The 18,435-nt window shown below is 31.8% G+C and carries 18 protein-coding genes; 17 read left to right on the forward strand and 1 reads right to left on the reverse strand.

All coding sequences use genetic code 11. From position 1 onward, the window contains the following. Nucleotides 1-313: 313 nt before the first annotated feature. From K5V07_RS09020 to K5V07_RS09085, 14 genes are all read left to right on the forward strand, one after another. Nucleotides 314-658, forward strand: a complete 345-nt coding sequence (locus K5V07_RS09020) for a hypothetical protein (RefSeq protein ID WP_144893725.1) — start codon at nucleotides 314-316, stop codon at nucleotides 656-658. 108 nt (nucleotides 659-766) lie between these two features. Then, entirely contained in the window at nucleotides 767-3,310 is a 2,544-nt protein-coding gene (locus K5V07_RS09025; RefSeq protein ID WP_144893723.1) for an AHH domain-containing protein, read from the forward strand. Then, on the forward strand, nucleotides 3,307-4,098 hold the full coding sequence (locus K5V07_RS09030) for a hypothetical protein (RefSeq protein WP_221917202.1): 792 nt from the start codon (nucleotides 3,307-3,309) through the stop codon (nucleotides 4,096-4,098). The genes K5V07_RS09025 and K5V07_RS09030 overlap by 4 nt, the downstream gene beginning before the upstream one ends. Before the next feature lie 337 nt (nucleotides 4,099-4,435). Then, nucleotides 4,436-5,017 carry a hypothetical protein gene (locus K5V07_RS09035; RefSeq protein WP_221917203.1) on the forward strand — a complete coding sequence of 194 codons (582 nt, stop codon included), beginning with the start codon at nucleotides 4,436-4,438 and terminating at the stop codon, nucleotides 5,015-5,017. 375 nt (nucleotides 5,018-5,392) lie between these two features. Next, nucleotides 5,393-5,875 carry a M15 family metallopeptidase gene (locus tag K5V07_RS09040; RefSeq protein WP_144893711.1) on the forward strand — a complete coding sequence of 161 codons (483 nt, stop codon included), beginning with the start codon at nucleotides 5,393-5,395 and terminating at the stop codon, nucleotides 5,873-5,875. Nucleotides 5,876-5,879: 4 nt separating this feature from the next. Beyond that, complete coding sequence (locus tag K5V07_RS09045; RefSeq protein ID WP_221917204.1) at nucleotides 5,880-6,350, forward strand: hypothetical protein; 471 nt, start codon at nucleotides 5,880-5,882, stop codon at nucleotides 6,348-6,350. A 3-nt stretch (nucleotides 6,351-6,353) separates the two neighbouring features. Beyond that, nucleotides 6,354-6,686 carry a hypothetical protein gene (locus K5V07_RS09050; protein ID WP_221917205.1) on the forward strand — a complete coding sequence of 111 codons (333 nt, stop codon included), beginning with the start codon at nucleotides 6,354-6,356 and terminating at the stop codon, nucleotides 6,684-6,686. Between the two features lie 212 nt (nucleotides 6,687-6,898). Then, nucleotides 6,899-7,186, forward strand: a complete 288-nt coding sequence (locus K5V07_RS09055; RefSeq protein ID WP_144893705.1) for a hypothetical protein — start codon at nucleotides 6,899-6,901, stop codon at nucleotides 7,184-7,186. Further along, the gene (locus K5V07_RS09060; protein WP_144893703.1) at nucleotides 7,173-7,475 is read left to right on the forward strand and encodes a hypothetical protein; all 303 of its coding nucleotides are present in this window, start codon (nucleotides 7,173-7,175) and stop codon (nucleotides 7,473-7,475) included. Before K5V07_RS09055 ends, K5V07_RS09060 begins: the two co-directional genes overlap by 14 nt. A gap of 144 nt (nucleotides 7,476-7,619) precedes the next feature. Beyond that, nucleotides 7,620-8,633, forward strand: a complete 1,014-nt coding sequence (locus tag K5V07_RS09065) for a hypothetical protein (RefSeq protein WP_221917206.1) — start codon at nucleotides 7,620-7,622, stop codon at nucleotides 8,631-8,633. Nucleotides 8,634-8,651: 18 nt separating this feature from the next. Further along, nucleotides 8,652-9,269: a hypothetical protein gene (locus tag K5V07_RS09070; RefSeq protein WP_144893699.1), complete on the forward strand. Its 618-nt coding sequence runs from the start codon at nucleotides 8,652-8,654 to the stop codon at nucleotides 9,267-9,269. A gap of 53 nt (nucleotides 9,270-9,322) precedes the next feature. After that, a complete protein-coding gene (locus K5V07_RS09075) occupies nucleotides 9,323-11,782 on the forward strand; it encodes a hypothetical protein (protein ID WP_221917207.1) in 2,460 nt (819 codons plus the stop codon). A 72-nt stretch (nucleotides 11,783-11,854) separates the two neighbouring features. Beyond that, entirely contained in the window at nucleotides 11,855-12,325 is a 471-nt protein-coding gene (locus K5V07_RS09080) for a phage holin family protein (protein ID WP_144893695.1), read from the forward strand. A gap of 420 nt (nucleotides 12,326-12,745) precedes the next feature. Further along, nucleotides 12,746-13,042 (forward strand): hypothetical protein, encoded by a 297-nt coding sequence (locus K5V07_RS09085; protein ID WP_144893694.1) that lies wholly within the window; start codon nucleotides 12,746-12,748, stop codon nucleotides 13,040-13,042. Nucleotides 13,043-13,720: 678 nt separating this feature from the next. Here the strand turns inward: K5V07_RS09085 and K5V07_RS09090 are convergent. After that, nucleotides 13,721-14,965, reverse strand: coding sequence for an acyloxyacyl hydrolase (locus K5V07_RS09090; RefSeq protein ID WP_221917208.1), 1,245 nt, complete (start codon nucleotides 14,963-14,965; stop codon nucleotides 13,721-13,723). 415 nt (nucleotides 14,966-15,380) lie between these two features. Between K5V07_RS09090 and K5V07_RS09095 the strand changes: the two genes are divergently transcribed. The 3 genes from K5V07_RS09095 to K5V07_RS09105 all read left to right on the forward strand — a co-directional run bounded on the left by K5V07_RS09095 (nucleotide 15,381) and on the right by K5V07_RS09105 (nucleotide 18,434). Continuing rightward, the gene (locus tag K5V07_RS09095; protein ID WP_221917209.1) at nucleotides 15,381-16,178 is read left to right on the forward strand and encodes a sulfite exporter TauE/SafE family protein; all 798 of its coding nucleotides are present in this window, start codon (nucleotides 15,381-15,383) and stop codon (nucleotides 16,176-16,178) included. A gap of 177 nt (nucleotides 16,179-16,355) precedes the next feature. After that, nucleotides 16,356-16,949, forward strand: a complete 594-nt coding sequence (locus tag K5V07_RS09100) for a carbonic anhydrase (RefSeq protein WP_221917210.1) — start codon at nucleotides 16,356-16,358, stop codon at nucleotides 16,947-16,949. A gap of 84 nt (nucleotides 16,950-17,033) precedes the next feature. Further along, complete coding sequence (locus K5V07_RS09105; protein WP_221917211.1) at nucleotides 17,034-18,434, forward strand: rhodanese-like domain-containing protein; 1,401 nt, start codon at nucleotides 17,034-17,036, stop codon at nucleotides 18,432-18,434. Nucleotide 18,435 lies beyond the last annotated feature (1 nt).

The raw sequence follows: 18,435 nt of genomic DNA on the forward strand, positions 1-18,435 counted from the left end.
GAATATAACTTTTGCATGCAAACCATTTTACAGACTCTTTATTCGTCCGTTTTAGATTAGGAATCTTCCTCAAGAGGCTGTGTTGAGATTGTTTAACTCAAAACGAATAACTCAAGCAGCCTCTTTTTTAATGATGTAATTGACATAAACGATCCAAAAGTCAATTAGTTACTATAACAATGACATCGATACCTGTGTCAATAAACAACAGCTGGTATGGCTATTTTGATTAAACCATCAAAATAAAAAGCAAAAGACCCTTTCAACTCAGACAATCAGAACTCAATCATACAACCAATAATTAAGTTTCAACATGGAAACAGTACCCTCAAAAAAAACCGATATTCTTGACGGAAACATTACTCAGGCGCAATTCAATCAATGGAAATACAAGCATAAAAAAGTAGTTAAACTTACCATTGCAGATGATGATGAAACACCACTATTTGCTTATTTCAGAAAACCAGATATGAGCATTCGTTCTGCGGTGCTGCAAGCTTCTAAAATGGATGAATTCAAAGCGCTCGAAGTGCTTTTCAAAAACTGTTATTTGGGAGGCGATGGCAAAATAGAGCAAGAAGACGATTTACGCCTTAATATCACCACAGCATTTTCAGACCATATCCAACCCAAACCTGTTACAATAGAGATTTTGTAATAACGCTCGGAGTTTTTGTTTTAGATACTATAAAAAATAATAAGCTATGTTCTACTATTAGCACCCTCTTTTGCGCTCTATAATTACCCATTATAATATACCTATCCAATGATTCGTCAAACACATAACTTAGTTTTAAAAGACACCAGCGAAAGCGAAATGGCTCGATTTAGGCAATTCATGCTTCATGTGGTGCGTATGCAAGTGGAAGAAGGAAAAGCCGCCGCCGAATGGAATCAATTTATTGCATCCGAATATGGCAGCGCTCCCGAAAATAATCAACCTAAACTTAGCACATCAGAGGTTATAAGCAAACCAAAAGTTAGTGTGCCAACAAAATCACAACTAAAAGCAAAACCTAAAGCTGCGGTAAAAAAACAGGCAAATCTAAAACCAATTTACGAAAGAGGATTTGTAATAGCAGAAAATGGTATTCGTTTGCATGCCACACCTTCTCCATATGACGCTCAGTACAAAGCAAAAAAAGGACGCTATGCCACTATTTATAAAAAGAGGGACTTTGTAACTATAGTGCATGAAGATTTAGATAATAAAGGTTGGTACAAAATAAAAACATTAGATGGTCAATATGGCTATATTGAAAAAAAACATATTGCACTTGTACCTTATGACGAAGTACTGGATAAGTATACGCGCACTTTTTTGTTAGTGAAACCAAACTATACTTTTGAAATAAACATTGCAAATCGTTTATATCCTAATTATAAACATAAAACGGGCGATGATAGAAGAACATTAGCAGAAGCATTTTATTTATTAAACAAACAGAGTAAGCATAGGCATGGTGTAGTATTGAAACAACGAGATGCCTCTACAATTGATAAATTAGACATAGCCGCTAAAGCCTTTGCTGACCCTAATTTTCATAAAGCAAGAGTTTTGTATGATGAATTGCAACTTACAAGTGGATATATAGTGCGAATACCTACCAATGAATACATTAATTTACAAAAGAAAAAAGGTACTTTAAGTCAACGTTCTGCAATTGAAAATTTCATAATAGAAATGGCTCGTGCCCACCAAGGGTTTTATGAAGGATTTATATATGGTTTGTACAGCCAAACAAAAGACTTAGTAGTTGGATTATTGGATTTACTTAAAGGGATTTTAACAGGTAGTTTATTTAAAAGCATATGGGATTTTGTGGTCAAAATTTGGGAAGGTGGATTAGAGGGTTTGAAAAAATTCTTAAACGGAATAACTGACGCAATAGGTAGAAACTGGAATACTTTTTGGAAAAAATTTAACAGCGGTAACCCAAGACTACAAGCTTATTTAATTGGAGAATTAATTGCTGTTGTTGTTTTTAATATTGTATTAGCTATAGTAACAGCTGGAGCAACTGTATACTTAGCCGCTACTACCAAAGGAGCTGCTTTATTAGCTAAATTTCCTAAAATAGCTAAATTAGTACACAAAGCCATCGACGCTATTCCTAAATCGCAAAGAAACCTAATTCAAAAAGTACTCAAAGATAAAGCGGGTAATGTTTTGTATGAATCTAACAAACGTATTGTAGCCAATGAATTACGACGAGAGATTGATGCTTTTGGTAGAAGGGGAAGACAAGTTAGAAAAAAAGCCAGAAATAAAATTGTAAAAGCATTAAAAAAATTAGTAATCCTTAGCCGTTTTCAATTAATAAAACTTTTCAAACTTAATGACGAAGTACTTGATTTATTAAAGAGATTAGGAATTGCAATACGAGCAGATATTGACAACTTAGACCTAAGCCGACAATTAGCTATATCAGGAGGTTATTTTGAAGTAATGTATAACGGACAGCAATTGTTTTCAGCGACAAGAGAGGAATTGTCAAAATTTTTGGATAACATAAAAAAAATCAGTGATGATGCAGGTTTCGCAGAAACTAAAAAAATGCTACAAAGCATAAAAAAAGCGGCTAATCCTAAAACAGTTCGTGAAAAAATTGAAAATTATGCGAATAAATATGCTAGTAAAAAAACTGAAAAAGCATTACAAAACATTCTAGAAAAAGGAGACGAAATAGCTGTAAATGCTGCTGAGGTTTATACCCAAAACGCTAATATCCGTCATCGAGTAATACTTGGTAAAGGAGCTTTAGAAAAAGTCTTTAACAAATCAGTAGTTTCAGCTTATATTGAACGATTCAAAAAGCTTGATATTTATGACGTGTCTGGGAACAAATTAGACGTAACACAATTTAACGAATCACAAATACAGCAACTTTTTGAAGGGAAATATGCGCTTTATTACAATGGAAAAATGCGAGAAATGACCTTCGAAGCACATCATATAGTTCCTAAAGAATTATTGTTGGATCCTGATTTAAGAGAATTACATATATTTGTAAAAAACAACAAAGACAAATTTGATTTTAACGGTCTAGACAACGGGATACCGATACATAAATACTCAAAAGAATTTAAAAATTTAGGGGGACACGGTAATCATCCTGATTATAATGACATAAGCAAACTTGAAATTTTAGAAATCAAAAAGTCGAGTTTGGATAGAAATAAAAAATTTAGTCAAGTTCTATTTGAGGAAAATCTCTTACAGCATATTAATAAAACTCGGAACGACATTATAAAGCAAGTTATAGATGATAGTAAAAAGATAAACGATTTAATATTTACAAACCGATGAAACTATATGCATTAAAAGCAAAATATGGAACTTACCAGAGTATGATTCAAGCATTATATCCTGAAAGAGTAAAAAGTTATTATGGTATTTCTTATCGTGAAGATGAAGATTTTTCAGAATCGATTAAAACATTAAAATTCAGAATAGCATTAGATCACAATGATAGAAAAAACCCTAATTTAAAGTATATAGGGACTGATTTTTATAATGGTCCTAATATCATAAATAATGAAACTGGAGGTTATAATTTAGATTTTTATACAGTATCCCCAAAAATGAAAGAGGTATTAGAACATCTAAACCTGCCAAAGCATCGTTTTTATCCTATTATGTTAACTATAGATAAAGGAAAAGAATTAACCTATTTTATATTACAAATTGATAGTAGTATGATTCCTTATACAGATGTTAGTAAATCTAGCTTTTATGGACTTGATTTGAAATTAAAACAAGTACATCATTATGAAATAGGAACATTTAAAACAGAAGAGGAGATAGATGAAAAAATCCCTTCAGACATTTTCGTTAGAGATAAAAGTATGTACATCAATCAAGAGTTAGACTGGGTCTATATGGCACCTTATTTTATGATTTCTGAAAAATCAAAAAAGCTGTTTGAAGAACATAATCTTATTGATTTAGAAATAACTCCTTTTTATGAAATGGGTGCTGGTATGTATAACGAATTAGGTTTTAGAAAAGAATATGGCGGTCGTGAAATCATCATCAATGGTCGTAGTACTATGGATGGTTTAGATATCAATGATTTTGAACGAAAAGAAGAATAATTTTTTTTCAAAAAATAGAATAACACCCAATTTTCTCAATAGGAAATTGGGTGTTTTAATTATTAGTATTTTTCATTAAGAAAACTCATAAGATTCTTGTAGTTAGAAAACAGGAAACAATTGGATTGTTAGGGGTTTTGATAAAAAATCTGTTGAAATAAAAGATATAGTTTCATATCCTTTAGTCGGAAAAACAAGAAAAGAAGCAATAGAATTATTATCAAAAAAAAGTGACGAAATATCAAAAAGTATCTTGAAAAAGATAGAAAAAAACTCTGCAAACATTCATTGGTCAAGAGAAAAAAAGAAAATATTAATAATAGATATGATGTAAAATATGAAAACATTTGAAGAAAGAAAAAAAGAATTAATTTTAAAGATATTTTTTGACAGTGAATTTGGAACAATGTATCATACAGAAGATGTTCTGTCTGAAAAAGATGTAATAATTAGACATTTTGACAGAGAGGTTTCGCCAGAATTTATTCCGCTTTACGTTCAATTATATAAAGAAGTACAAAATTGGATTGAAAGCAAACCAAGTATTGAAGAATTTGTATTTATGCCAAATTTAGTTGAAATTGGAAAAGATTACTTAATACGTCCATTTCATGTTTATTTAAAGAATAATTCTAGGTATATTGATGATTATGAACCAATAGCTCCTCCAGCTAATTATTACGGAATGATAAATAATATTTCATATGAATTATCTAACGAGTTACCTGAAGATTACGATGAAGAAAATTATATTTATAACGAAGAAAATATAATTCATCGTATTGTCAGAAAAAACTTATTAGTATGTACCGCTAAAACATTTTATGAGGACAGTTTAGAAAAATTTATCATTGTAGAACCAAAAATTTCATTAACAGATTTAGAAGAATGGAAAAAAATAGTTGAATCTAAAGAATAGACTATTTTTTATCAATATAATTTTACCTCTATTTGACACCCGTTTTTCTCCTCTAGAAAAAAGGGTGTTTTTTTGTTATTGATCTAGATTTTAAGCTACAATATAAAAATCATAAAAAGAAAAAAATCTTCTACTGAAACTATTGTTTTGCAAAGCCATATTATTTTTTGCACACGCTATTTCGATGTATTTTTACAGTGTTCTTAAAAACGGCTATTGCAATCCAAAAAAGAACATTTTTCAGGAGTTATTGCAGTCATAAATACCTCTCAAAGTAACATCAACTTACCGCCTTTCATTTATACCGTGATTGTTTTCGAACCATCGGGATAGGCCTTTTATTCTCAAAATCTAAAATCATTATTACATACAAATATGGATCAAACAACAAAAAAACACATTGATTTACTTCATCCTTCGGTTAGGGAAGAAGTTACTAAAATTATCGAGGAATGCAATCTTGCTTTAACAGGAAGAGCAAAAGTGCGCATTACACAAGGTCTTAGAACTTTTCAGGAACAAGAGGATCTTTATGCTTTTGGTAGAACAAAACCGGGAAAAAAAGTCACCAATGCCAAAGGCGGACAATCGATTCACAACTATGGTTTTGCCGTTGACATTTGTTTAATTATAGACGGGAAAGTAGCCTCATGGGATACGGCAAAAGACTGGGACAATGACCAGATTTCGGACTGGCATGAATGTGTGAAAATTTTCGCCAAATACAACTGGAACTGGGGCGGTGACTGGAAAACTTTTAAGGATCTTCCGCATTTTGATAAAAAAGGATACAGCGATTGGAAAGTACTAAGCAAGCTAAAACGGGACAAAAAAAACTATGTAATCTTATATAAATAAACAAATGAAACATTTAAAACTAAAACACTTTGCCTTTTTAATCCTTTTTTCTTTGATCTTTTCCTCTTGCAGCCTTACCAGAACGGCTCTTTTTGATCAATACTCTTACGAAAAAACCATAGAGTTAAAAGTGGCCACCAATAGACTAATAAATAAAGGAGCTACTCCTTATGTTGTTCATAAAGAAGAGGTCGAAAACTTATTCCTAGACATAGAAAAATTGATAGAATATGAGAAGAATAAACCCAACAATGACATCACTTTTGCCATGTGGAAAATGTTGACCGATAAAGAAAAAAATCTTTTGGCTGGATTTTTTAAACGATGGGAAGTAAATGGTATTGTGTCAAAATCATTTTTAGAGGAATTTAAAAAACAAATTTTAGAAGCTTTCGATTTACTAATTCAATATGAAGTAAAAAAAGACAAAGAATCTAAAGAGGCCTTGCTAGATCTAATCAACCTCAATACATAAGCCATGAATAACGACAAAGTAATTGAAAACATTAAGGAGGAATTAAAAGTAGTTTTCTTCAATAGTTATGAAGATATTAAGTCACAGCTAGAAAAAGATTTTGATACTTTTTTTGAGATTTCTAAGAGTAAATTAGAACGCTGGATGATTCTTTTTTCTACTGGAGATATAACCAAAGAAGAATTAGAATGGTTGTTAAAAAGTCAGTTGGATATAGTTGTTTTAAAAACACTTCAGGCCAATGGGTTGTCAAAAATAAGACTGAATACTATTAAAAAAAATATAGTGAAAATTATTTTAAAAGTAATTATGGACGTGATTATTCCAGGAACGTAATAATTTAATTCTAAATAAAAATAAAGCACCATAATTTATTGATTAATAGTTTTTTGTTGTAATGCACAACCTGCTGAAACTACTGATTACAAGTCTTCAAAATCTTGGTTAAGGGTAAAGCATGGCATATTTTTACAGTATCAAATAAAACAGCATCTTTTGGATATGGCGCGCAAATTCAAAGGTGATATTAACCCACAAAGCAACAACATATGAAAGATTTCATTATTGAAGACGATTTATTAATTATTAATGGAGATTTTGCCATCAAAGATTCAGATCAGCAAAATATCGAACACCTTTTGCTAAGCCAAAAAGGAAGCTACAAGGAGTTTCCTATCCTTGGCGTAGGAATTAAAAAATATATTAACAGCCCAGATGCAACCTCTAGGCTAAGACTAGAAAACGAAATAGATAAACAATTATCGTATGACAACTTTTATATTAAAACATTAGATGTTAACGATTTGCAAAACATTAAAATCGATGGAAACTATTAAACCACAACAAAACCAGAACATTTTTGACATTTCTTTGCAAGAATATGGAAGCATAGAAAAAGTATTCGACCTGCTAGAAGACAATGAAAAGTTTGACATTACAGATGATCTTTGTGTTTACGAAGATTTAAAAATTGGTAGAGAGGCCTTTAAAAAAGATATTGTAGAATATTACAATTCCAGAAATTTAAAACCTGCAACTGCTCTTACCGAAGAAGAAGAATTTTTACTAGACAAATTCTCAGGCATTGATTATATGATTATAGAAGATGATTTTATCATTTATTAATCATTTATCAAAATTTAATCTCAACTTTTAGAAGTCTCTAAAAGAAAACTACAACTCTGTAGTATTTACAAAAAAAACATAAAAAATTATCTATAAGCATATTACATATGTCTTACAGGCTAAACTATATCTAAAAAATAAAATATGGCACGTACAATTGCTGAAATACAGAATGAAATTCTGAACGAGAAAGATAATCAATCGGCTTTAAAAGGCTTGACAAGCTCTTCAAAAACAAGTATTTGGAGACTTTGGGTAAACATTGTGGCATCTGCAATTTGGGTACACGAAAAAATAGTCGAAAAAAATGCTTTAGTTTCTAGACCACACACTTTAAACTGGTATAGAGAACAGGCGTTAAACTACATCCATGGAGCCGAACTTGAATGGAAAGACGGTTCTTATCAATTTGATACTACTGGATTTATTAATGATAAAGAAATTGAAAAGGCTAAAATCATCAAGTATTGTGCAGTTAGTGAAGTAGATTTAGAAACGGTTCTTAAACCTAATAAAGATGTAGATGAAATTTTTTCGGACTATTTTCGTAATAAAGTAGGGGTTGTTTTTATAAAAGTAGCTACTGAAAATAATGGTAAAATTTCGAGAATCGATGTACCAAACGAACTATATGCTTTCAAGGAATATATCGCCAAGATTAAAGATGCTGGAAACCAAGTGCATATTATCTCAAGTCCAGGAGATATATTAGAACTGAATCTTACTGTTTATGTGGACCCAATGACAATTCTCATTGATCCTAAAGACATTGAAGTTTATAAAAACCTAGTTAAAAATCCTGACTCAAATGTAAACCATAACTTTAATAAGGACAATGGTTCTTTAATTTTAGACACTTCAACAAAACCGGTAGAAGAAGCTATTAAAAATCATTTAAAGAATATCGAGTTTAACGGTGCTTTTGTGAAAACTTTTTTAGTCGATGCTATTCAGAAAGCTCAAGGGGTTAAAATTCCGATATTGACTAAAGTAAAAACTGGCTGGGCAACAAATCCTAGTGATGAACCATTGGACCTTAAAGATGAAGATGTAATAACAATCGAATATTTCGTTCCTCAGGCGGGATATTTCGATTTAGATCAACTTAAAATTAATGTAAACTACATTCCTTATAACTTCTACCGAGATAAACAATAGTCTAAATTTTATATACCAATGAATAATTACACCGTTTTAAAATGGGGAAAGCTATTGCTATGGCTCATTCCTCCAATTCTTAGAAAGAAAACACATTTTGATTGGCTTGAGGCTGTACTCACTCCCCTTCGAAACATTTACGAGGAAACGTTGTATAAAATGCAACATACAGGTCAAGTTATTTATCTTGAGAAAGTACTCAACGAAGCCTTTAATCAAGATGTAAAATATAATCCCAATTTAAGTATTGAGGAGAAGCGAGAAATAGGATTAATTTATATTGACGAGTCTGTCAAGCCTACTTTACAATATCTATATCTCCACAAAGAGTATTATGAACCAAACGGAACGTTAATAATTCCCCAACTAAAAGTATTTAAGCATGATGATTATAACAACAGAAATAACCAACCCATTTATCTAGCCCATCGCGAAGATTATACGTCCGTTGCTTACGCTAATTTTAGAGTATTTATACCAAAAACTTTAATCGGAAATAAAGACGGTATTGTTGTTCAGCCCCAAAATGACGAATCTATACATACAGAAGCTATAAACGTAGCCACTATTAAGTATCACAGTCTTCTTAATTTTTATAAACTAGCGGGCAAGAGTTATGAAAGTTATTCATATTAACCAGATGTTTTAGAAAAAAACAGAAAAAACAACAGACATTTAAATCAATAAAAATGAAACAAGTAAATTTTAGTAATTCGGGAGGATTTCCCCTAGAGCAAGAAACATTAGAGAGACTTCAAACAGCTTACAGATCTGAGCTGTACGAGGCTTTAAAAGCGCATTTAAGCATTGAGCCTGGTACTAATTATATCATAGCTCCACCTACTACCGAAAAAGTAGGTTGGGTAATTGTACACGAGAAAGCATACATTCCAAAAGATTCAGTAAAACCTGTAGAAACAATAGAAAAAAAGGAGGGAATTTTATATCCAGTTGCAAAAAAAGAAGACAAAGACAAGGTTTATACTTATATAAAAACAACCCGAATAGGTACCAATCTAGTATATGGAACTGGAACTTCAAAAACTGCATATTTTGATTATGAAGCTCAATACCTTACTTCGGAAATGTATAATAGCGCTGATAAAACAGTTCCCAATACTGACGCGCTAACGGTAAATTATTATCTTTTGGAAAATTTCCAAATTGTAAAGGATATTAATGGGATTCTAAATACAATAGATGATAAGATTAGAGAATTAAAAACAACGTTGGAGAATAGTATTGGCAACGTCAAAACAACCTTAGAAAGCAGTATTGGTAGTGTAAAAACAACCTTAGAGAGTAGTATTGGTAGCGTCAAAACAAACTTAGAAAGCAGTATTGGTGCTGTAAAAGATTCGTGCTTACACATTAATGGTGACAATGCAATGCTTGGAGATTTAACTTTAAAAAGTGTAGATCAAAATACAGAAATCAAGGATACAGCAGGCAATATTACTTCTTTTAAATACGATTCTTCTCTATTATTGATTGACAATCTAGGAAAAGTAATAAAATCAGAAGAGAAATTCGATGAACTTATAAAGCGAATTGCTAAACTTGAAAAAGATAAGACCTCGGCCATACCTATCGGGATGGTGGCAATTTGGGGTAAACCCGCTCCATTTCCAGAAGGTTGGGAAGAATATGTGCCGTTGAGAGGAAAAATGCCAGTTGGACTTTTTAATCCAACTCTAGACGAAATGAGTGATGAGCTAGATGGAGACAGAGGAAATAATGTTACTTATTATAGAGACAGTAATGGCATGGTAGTATTCCCTTTTGATACATTAGGAAATACGGGTGGTAGAGTAGGTAAGAATTTGAGAATAAATGAAATGCCACGTCATACTCATGATTATAATGATATATATTTTAGTGAACATTGGGGTACTGTGATTGTACCTAATAATGTAGGTACTGGAGATAATGATGGGGATAACAAAGGTTACCAAATGTTGAGAACATCGTTCCCTACTGGAGGGACTGATGGTGGAGCGATTGGATCAGCGACTCCCTTTTCGCTATTGAATCCTTATAGAGTTGTTCAATTTATAGAATATACTGGACGTCCAAGTGATAAAACAGCACCAACAGCGCCAACTTTAATGGCATCAAACATTGGTACAACAAGTGTATCTTTAAATTGGTCAGGAGCAACTGATGAATTTGGTGTTACTGATTATATTGTATACGGAAACGGTAATTTGCTAATCTCAGTAGGTAATGTTTTCAACCGAACTATTTATGGCTTAGCACCTGGTACAGAATATACTTTTTCTGTTAAAGCAAAAGATGCTGCTGGAAATCTATCAGTTGATAGTAATATCGTAACTGTAACAACAAATACTATTGATCTTACTCAGCCCTCAGCTCCAAATTATATAAACGGGTTCTTAGAAGAAAGAAATCAGATATATATTGAGTGGGGTGCTGCATTAGCAAATGATAATGTTGTTAGTTTTGAGGTATGGAGAAGAACAGCTGGAGGTATATCTAGTTTAAGATATACAGCTGATGTTTCTGAAAACTATTTTTATGATACCGGAGCTTACAATACTACTTATTATTATAAAGTAAGAGCTAAAAATAGTATAGGTAATTATTCTGAATTCACTTATGAGGTTGATGTCACTACAGGTTCAAACGGTGGGTCTTGTTTTGATGTAGAATCTCTGGTAACCATGGTGTCAGGTCAATCCAAAAAATTAAAGAATGTGGTGGTTGGAGATCAGCTTCAAGGCTTCTCTTTTCCTAACGAAGTCGATGAGTCTGAAGGTGATTATATGTCTTGGAGTGGAAAGTTAAGCGAAGCCACAAAAGTAGAGGTTACGGTAGTTAACAAAATAACAAGTATACAGCCTAATTATTACGAAATTAAAGCGGCAGACACGACTACGGTTAGAGCTACAGCGTTTCATCCTTTATTGGTTACCGAAGATGGCGAAAATGTACAGTGGGTATGTGTTAAAAATATAACACCAAATATGTTGTTAATTGATAAGACTGGAAAAATAAAACCTATTGAATCGATTTTATTTAAAGATGAACCTCTAGAAGTGGCTTTATTGGATGTGGAATCTGTAGATAGCTATGTGATTTCGGGAATTGTTGCGCACAATTTAAAACCTATAGAAGAAATTGTATAAACAGTAGTTAATAGTAATTAATAGTAATCTTTTGGGGTATATATCCCAAAAGATTACTTAATCAAAAAATCAATGGTGCAAAAAATTTCAGAATATTTAAATGAGATAAAATTATTGCTTTACGGGATTTTTATGTACTTGGAAATGGATACGGGAATAGTTAAAGTATTGTTTTACTTAATGGTAATGGATACTTTTTTAGGAGTAATCAAAACCATAGTATTAAATGACCAATTTAGTTTTAAAAAATTAGTCTTAGGATTTGTATCCAAGTTAGCCGTATTGCTAATACCTACAGCCTTGGCATTAATGAGTAAAGGACTCAATTACAACTTTAAATGGTTTGTAACCATAGTGATGGATTTACTTATTGTTAGTGATGGCATTTCAATAATCAGCAATATTATTGCTATAAAAACAAAAAAAGAGGTAGAGAATTTTGATGCAATGACTCTTACACTCAAAGCAATAAGAAATGGTCTAATACAACTATTTAAAAGACTTTTGGTTACAATTGACCCTAAATACCACGTAGACAAATAGACTAACACCTCACAATAGAATAGTACCTGTTCTAATTTATACAAATTTCAAAATAAATAAAACAACTGTAAAAAAAACAGTTGTTTTATTCATTTATGAAAAAGATAAAAACACATACTGAATTTACTTTTAAAGATCATCAAATAAAAGAAATAGTGGAGAAAAGATAACCTTATCGATTCCTATGCCTTCTATCCTAATTCCGCTTTCTACCCAAGAAAGACAAATTAACTTCATAAATATTTTTCACAATAAATAACTCGAGATTAAACTATTGCCATTTTTTTTTACCGAATTCTAGCGAATAACATAACCCATGAAATTGAAATCAACAACTAAAAACACTCCCTATTTATTAGAGCGAATATTTAAGATAAAAAGAATAAAAAATACAATAGATTAAGTAATTCTTTCACTGTTGTGAATGGAAAAGCATCCTCGGCATTATTTGATGCAGAAATTTATAAAGTAACATTCAGTACCGAAAGACGTAGAGAAATAAAAAGTTACGCCTTATTTTTGTCCGGCAACGAATTGATTTGTGACCAGGAAATAGATGCCTTAAAAGAATGTTTAGGCATAGCTCTTACTGGTGACGGATCACAATTTGAAATTCTTGATTATCAAACGGATTTTACCATACAATTTGATCAAGAAAATAGTTCTTTTGTGGAATCTGACGGGGTTGAAAAAGGTTTAATAATTTTTAAAAAATAAATTGACAAAAAATTCTTTTCACACGAATAAAAATTGCTCTACATTTAACACTAACTTTTTATAAAAAAGAGTATCGGAAAGATTTGATTGAAGAAAGACTTACATAAGAACTGGCACAAAAGCAAAATCGCAAGTACCAACATTTACTTTTGTAAATGCCGTACCGCCCACTGAAAACTGAACACTTTTCTTCTGGTATCCACAAAAGCAAAAAAGCCAGAAAGAGTATGGGTTTTAATAGTGAAATACAGTTTTAAATTGGTACAATAAAAGTCTGGACACTTGATTATGCCAACGTCAAAGCTTCCAAAAATTCAAGTGATAAAAAATAAAGCAATTAACTCATATTTTTAAGCTCTAAAAAAACGTCAATATCGGTATTAAGTGTTCGATTGTAGTCCCATTCACTCCATTTTAAAAATCCGTAAATACTTTATAAAAAGGTTTTTACGGATTTTTTATTGTCTTTTTTTCAACATTTTCCACTTACTGACATTAATAAAAGTCATAATAATTAAGCAATAGAATATTTATTCAATACAAGCTTTTAGCAATATAATCAGTAATTAGAAAGTATTCTCAAAGTTGATATTTGTTACCAAAAAAGTAATCAAATAGTTTTTAGAATATCGCTAAAAATTCTTTTAGAATACTTTTCAATAATGTTCTTGTTGAGTATTACCCTTTAATCCTCGGAGAGTAAACATATCCCAAACTAAGTTCAGAGAAATCAGCCTGCCCAAGATTAGCATTTATATTGGCTGCAAGAAAAACGTTGTGTTGCGGGGATTTTTGAGAAGAAAAGGCATAATATCTAAAACCCAATCGTGATGAGATTACTTGTTTTATCTTGGCTTTAGCACCAAAATCTTGGGCAACATATTGCCCTGAACTTGAGCTTCCGTTGTTTAAATACCAATCTAATTTATAGGCAGGTTTGTAAAAATTCACACCCAACTCCGTCTCAACACTAAAGTGATTCATTAAAATTTCAAAATTAGCATACGCTCCTAATGTGGTTGCGTTGTGAAATGGATTTTCTTTTAAGTATGCAAATTGATTCTTTGACAACTCATCATTACTTTTTATAAAATCATAATAATCATCATAAAAACGGTAATACATACCTAAACCATATTTGTAGGTCTTATTTTTTATTTTTCCAATGGCAAATGATGCTGTGTACACGTTTTTAACCGAGTTATAACCTCTTGCCAACACTTTTTGCCCTAGACCAAAACGTGTTGAAATATAATTTTGTGTCATTGAGGGGCTAGTATCTATAATTTTGTTCGAGTCAATATGCTCTTTTTTAGAATACTTAAATTCGGTTTTAAGCGTTGCCAAAACCGAATTCAAACCATGATTAGGCAATCTTGTATGTCCATTAGAAAAATGCGTTGCCCCCACTCCTAGTTTTACATCAACTTGGTTTGTTTGTGCCAAATCATAATACACAAACGATCTAAATGCCCACGTGATAGGCGTTGAAACCCCAAAATTACCTGGGTTTGTAACCTTATCATAAATCACACTATGATAGGAAGCCCCGAGTCCTACTTGAAAACGAACTCTATTTGTAAAGCTTTGAAATACTCCAAAATCTAAAAAAGGCAAAACGGCAACACTGTATCCTACTTGCTTAAGATTACCAAAATCGGCGTACGTGACTGCAATTCCAGTTTTGGGATAATTCAGGAATTTGGCCCATGTTTTATTTTGATAGGTCGTTTTTCCAAAAGTTAAATCAATACCCTTTTGATTTTCAGTCTCGGGAAAAACACTAATAGATGGCAATGTTTTACCCATAGAAAAACCAAGCCCTATAAAACGATGATCCTTTTTACCTTTTGAATCAATATCTTGTGCGTAACCTACCCGAGATAAAAAAATTAGAAATAAAAATACTATCCTTAAAACCATATTCTACTACAATTAATTATTAGGTGCATACTCATAATGCTATCCTTAAAAAAGCGGTAAAAATAATAAAAAGAATGACCTTACAATAAAATCTTATTTTAGTTTCAAAGTCTTTTTATATGATCACTTGAAATTAAATTCAACTTGCGCAGATTTTAATTTAAAAATGTATTCCTAATTAAAGTTACCCGTCCCTTTTTTATCAGTAAAAAAAGAAAAAATTAAAATATGAAAAAGTAAAAATTTGAAATAGTAATCCCTAAATCAAATTTATTAAGCAATTGATTATCAGAACAAAAAGCTATTTTAAAGGCTTTAACATCTTGACATTCATACAAAAAAAATTCGCTATGTGATAAATGTTACTGTAACAGCAATTTAAACGGATAATATTTGCATCATAAAATTTATAGTTATGGAATATTTCGGATATTTTGCATCAATACTAATAGGTGTTGCATTAGGACTCATTGGCGGTGGCGGTAGTATTCTTACTGTTCCCGTTTTAGTATATTTATTTGCTGTTGAGCCCGTAATTGCAACAGCTTATTCTTTATTCATCGTGGGTTTGACAAGTGCCGTGGGTAGTGTTGGGTATTTCAAAAAAGGTTTGGTAAACATAAAAACAGCGGTGGTTTTTGGAATCCCATCTATTATTGCAGTTTTTACTACACGAGCTTTGATAGTTCCTAAAATTCCTAAAGAAATTTTTTCGATAGGCGATTTTATCCTCACAAAGGATCTTTTTTTAATGTTGCTTTTTGCTGTAATCATGATTATTGCATCATACAGCATGATAAAAAAAGAAAACAAAATGCCTTGTGACGAACCTGTGGAACAGAAATTCAATTACCCAATTATTCTTATTGAAGGAGCATTAGTAGGCGTTATCACTGGGCTTGTAGGAGCTGGAGGTGGATTCCTGATTATTCCAGCTTTGGTTATTTTAAGTAAACTTCCTATGAAAGAAGCCGTTGGAACTTCGTTAGTCATCATTGCTGCCAAATCATTGATTGGTTTCTTTGGAGAAGGTGGAGAAAACAGTATCAATTGGCAATTTCTAGTTACCATTTCTGTATTTGCAATTGTTGGAATTTTCATTGGTACAGCATTATCAAAAAAAATTGATGGGAATAAACTGAAACCTGCCTTTGGTTGGTTTGTTTTAGTCATGGGAATTTATATCATTACAAAGGAGCTTTTTATGAAGTAACAAAGTTAGCGTTTGGAATTCTCTTACTAACAATTACGAAGTTTTAAGTCTTAATTAAACTATTGAAATTAGTGCAGCTCATGTAAAGAAAAAATATAGTAGGATAAAAAAATAATTTTAGTTGCCTTCTTAATACTTTTCACTGTAAGTGTATCTGATAAAACTGAAACAAGAAATTTGGATGAAAATAAAAACCAGTCTCCATTAGAAAAATTAGTTTCGGGGAATAAGCGCTTTTTAGAAGAAAAAACAATTCATCCGCATCAAAATAAAAAATCAATTTTAGACAATCAAAACGCACAACATCCTTTTGCTGTTGTGGTCACTTGCTCAGACAGCAGAGTTTCACCTGAAATTCTGTTTGATCAGGGAATTGGCGATTTATTTGTAATTAGGAATGCGGGAAATTTGATTTCTGATATTGATATGGGTAGTATTGAATATGCAGTTGCGCATCTGGATGTAAAATTAATCGTCATTTTAGGACACACAGAATGCGGAGCTATTAAAGCTTATATCAATGATGAAAATAAAAGTTACAAAAAACATCTAACTCATATTGATGACATAATTGAAACTATTGCAGAGGAAAAAGAAGAATTAGAAGCTGAAAAACAAACTCCAAAACAAGACAATATATTAGGTTGTATCAATGCAAATATTGAACATTCAAATAGGCTGATTCAAGAAAATTCAATTGTAAAAGAGCACAAAACTAAAATTATTTCTATGCGTTATGACGTACATACAGGCCAAATAATTAGGTTATAAAGGCTATGTAACATAAGTCACTAAATTTCAATAATCCATACATTAATTTTGTCCTATAAATTAGAAACTTAAAAAAATAAAAATATGTATTTTCAACACATTTACGACAAGAGTCTTGCTCAAGCAAGTTATTTTATTGGCTGTCAAAAAGCAGGAGTAGCAGCAGTTATCGATCCTAAAAGGGATGTTGACACCTATCTTGAAATTGCCAAACAAAACAATATGAAAATTACTCATATTTTAGAAACACACATTCATGCTGATTTCCTTGCAGGTTCTAGAGAATTAGCAGCTTTAACAGGAGCAGAAATGTACCTTTCAGCAGAAGGTGGTCCTGACTGGAAATATGAATTCCCGCATGTTGATATAAAGGATGGTGATGTTCTAAAAGTAGGAAACTTAAAGATAGAAGTAGTTCACACACCTGGACATACTCCAGAGAGCATCAGCTTTTTGTTGACAGATGTACCTGCTAGCGAAGAACCAGTTATGTTGTTCACCGGTGATTTTGTGTTTGTGGGAGATGTAGGAAGACCTGATTTACTTGAAAAAGCAGCAGGAATAAAAGGAACTCAAGATGCAGGCGCAAAGCAAATGTATCAGTCAATTAATAAATTTGACGCATTACCTGAATACATTCAAGTTTGGCCAGGCCACGGAGCGGGTTCTGCATGCGGAAAAGCATTAGGAGCTGTACCAAGTACAACGGTAGGTTATGAAAAAGTAAGAAACTGGGCTTTTCAGCATAAAAATGATGAAGCTGGATTTGTAAAATATTTATTGGAAGACCAACCAAAACCACCTAAGTATTTTGCAATGATGAAAAAACTTAATAAAGTAAATCGTCCACTTCTTACGGCTGTTCCAAAATTAAAACAATTGGATTACAAAGAATTAACAGCGGCCTTAGCCAATGGAACTAAATTAATTGATGCCAGAGATAAAGCAGAATTTTCTAAAGGATTTATTCCGGGAAGCATCAACATTCAGGGGAACAATTCCTTTGCAACTTGGGCAGGATGGTTTCTTACGTATGAAGAACCTTTTATCTTGCTTGCCGATGAGTCACAATTGGATGATTTGACCAGAAAACTAATGAGAATAGGACTAGACAATATTCAAGGTTATGTTCCTTCTACAAAAATATGGGAAGAAAATGGCGGTTCTTTAGAAAAAGTGAACCAAATTACCATTGAAGAATTTAAAGCTTTTCAACAAGAAAAATATGTTCAAATAGTTGATCTTCGAGGTGTTGCAGAATATAATGCAGGTCATATAAAAGGAGCTGATAATATATTTGTAGGTACTTTAGTAAATAATCTAGATAAAATAAGTAAAGATAAAAAAGTATTAATCCATTGCCAGGGTGGCGATAGAGCAGCAATCGCTTATTCATTATTAGCGCGAAATGGTTATAAAAATGTTCTCAATTACTCTCCTGGAATGAATGAATGGGTGAACCAAAACAACGATGTTGAATACTAAA

It is taken from the genome of Flavobacterium sp. CHNK8, from assembly GCF_019774515.1.
Taxonomy (GTDB): Bacteria; Bacteroidota; Bacteroidia; order Flavobacteriales; family Flavobacteriaceae; genus Flavobacterium; species Flavobacterium tiangeerense.

Coding starts and splice junctions, on each gene's coding strand:
- K5V07_RS09080 (WP_144893695.1), top strand. CDS start 11,855: ATGGTGCAAAAAATTTCAGAATATTTAAATGAGATAAAATTATTGCTT.
- K5V07_RS09055 (WP_144893705.1), top strand. CDS start 6,899: ATGAAAGATTTCATTATTGAAGACGATTTATTAATTATTAATGGAGAT.
- K5V07_RS09070 (WP_144893699.1), top strand. CDS start 8,652: ATGAATAATTACACCGTTTTAAAATGGGGAAAGCTATTGCTATGGCTC.
- K5V07_RS09050 (WP_221917205.1), top strand. CDS start 6,354: ATGAATAACGACAAAGTAATTGAAAACATTAAGGAGGAATTAAAAGTA.
- K5V07_RS09045 (WP_221917204.1), top strand. CDS start 5,880: ATGAAACATTTAAAACTAAAACACTTTGCCTTTTTAATCCTTTTTTCT.
- K5V07_RS09035 (WP_221917203.1), top strand. CDS start 4,436: ATGAAAACATTTGAAGAAAGAAAAAAAGAATTAATTTTAAAGATATTT.
- K5V07_RS09030 (WP_221917202.1), top strand. CDS start 3,307: ATGAAACTATATGCATTAAAAGCAAAATATGGAACTTACCAGAGTATG.
- K5V07_RS09020 (WP_144893725.1), top strand. CDS start 314: ATGGAAACAGTACCCTCAAAAAAAACCGATATTCTTGACGGAAACATT.
- K5V07_RS09040 (WP_144893711.1), top strand. CDS start 5,393: ATGGATCAAACAACAAAAAAACACATTGATTTACTTCATCCTTCGGTT.
- K5V07_RS09075 (WP_221917207.1), top strand. CDS start 9,323: ATGAAACAAGTAAATTTTAGTAATTCGGGAGGATTTCCCCTAGAGCAA.
- K5V07_RS09025 (WP_144893723.1), top strand. CDS start 767: ATGATTCGTCAAACACATAACTTAGTTTTAAAAGACACCAGCGAAAGC.
- K5V07_RS09060 (WP_144893703.1), top strand. CDS start 7,173: ATGGAAACTATTAAACCACAACAAAACCAGAACATTTTTGACATTTCT.
- K5V07_RS09105 (WP_221917211.1), top strand. CDS start 17,034: ATGTATTTTCAACACATTTACGACAAGAGTCTTGCTCAAGCAAGTTAT.
- K5V07_RS09090 (WP_221917208.1), bottom strand. CDS start 14,965: ATGGTTTTAAGGATAGTATTTTTATTTCTAATTTTTTTATCTCGGGTA.
- K5V07_RS09065 (WP_221917206.1), top strand. CDS start 7,620: ATGGCACGTACAATTGCTGAAATACAGAATGAAATTCTGAACGAGAAA.
- K5V07_RS09095 (WP_221917209.1), top strand. CDS start 15,381: ATGGAATATTTCGGATATTTTGCATCAATACTAATAGGTGTTGCATTA.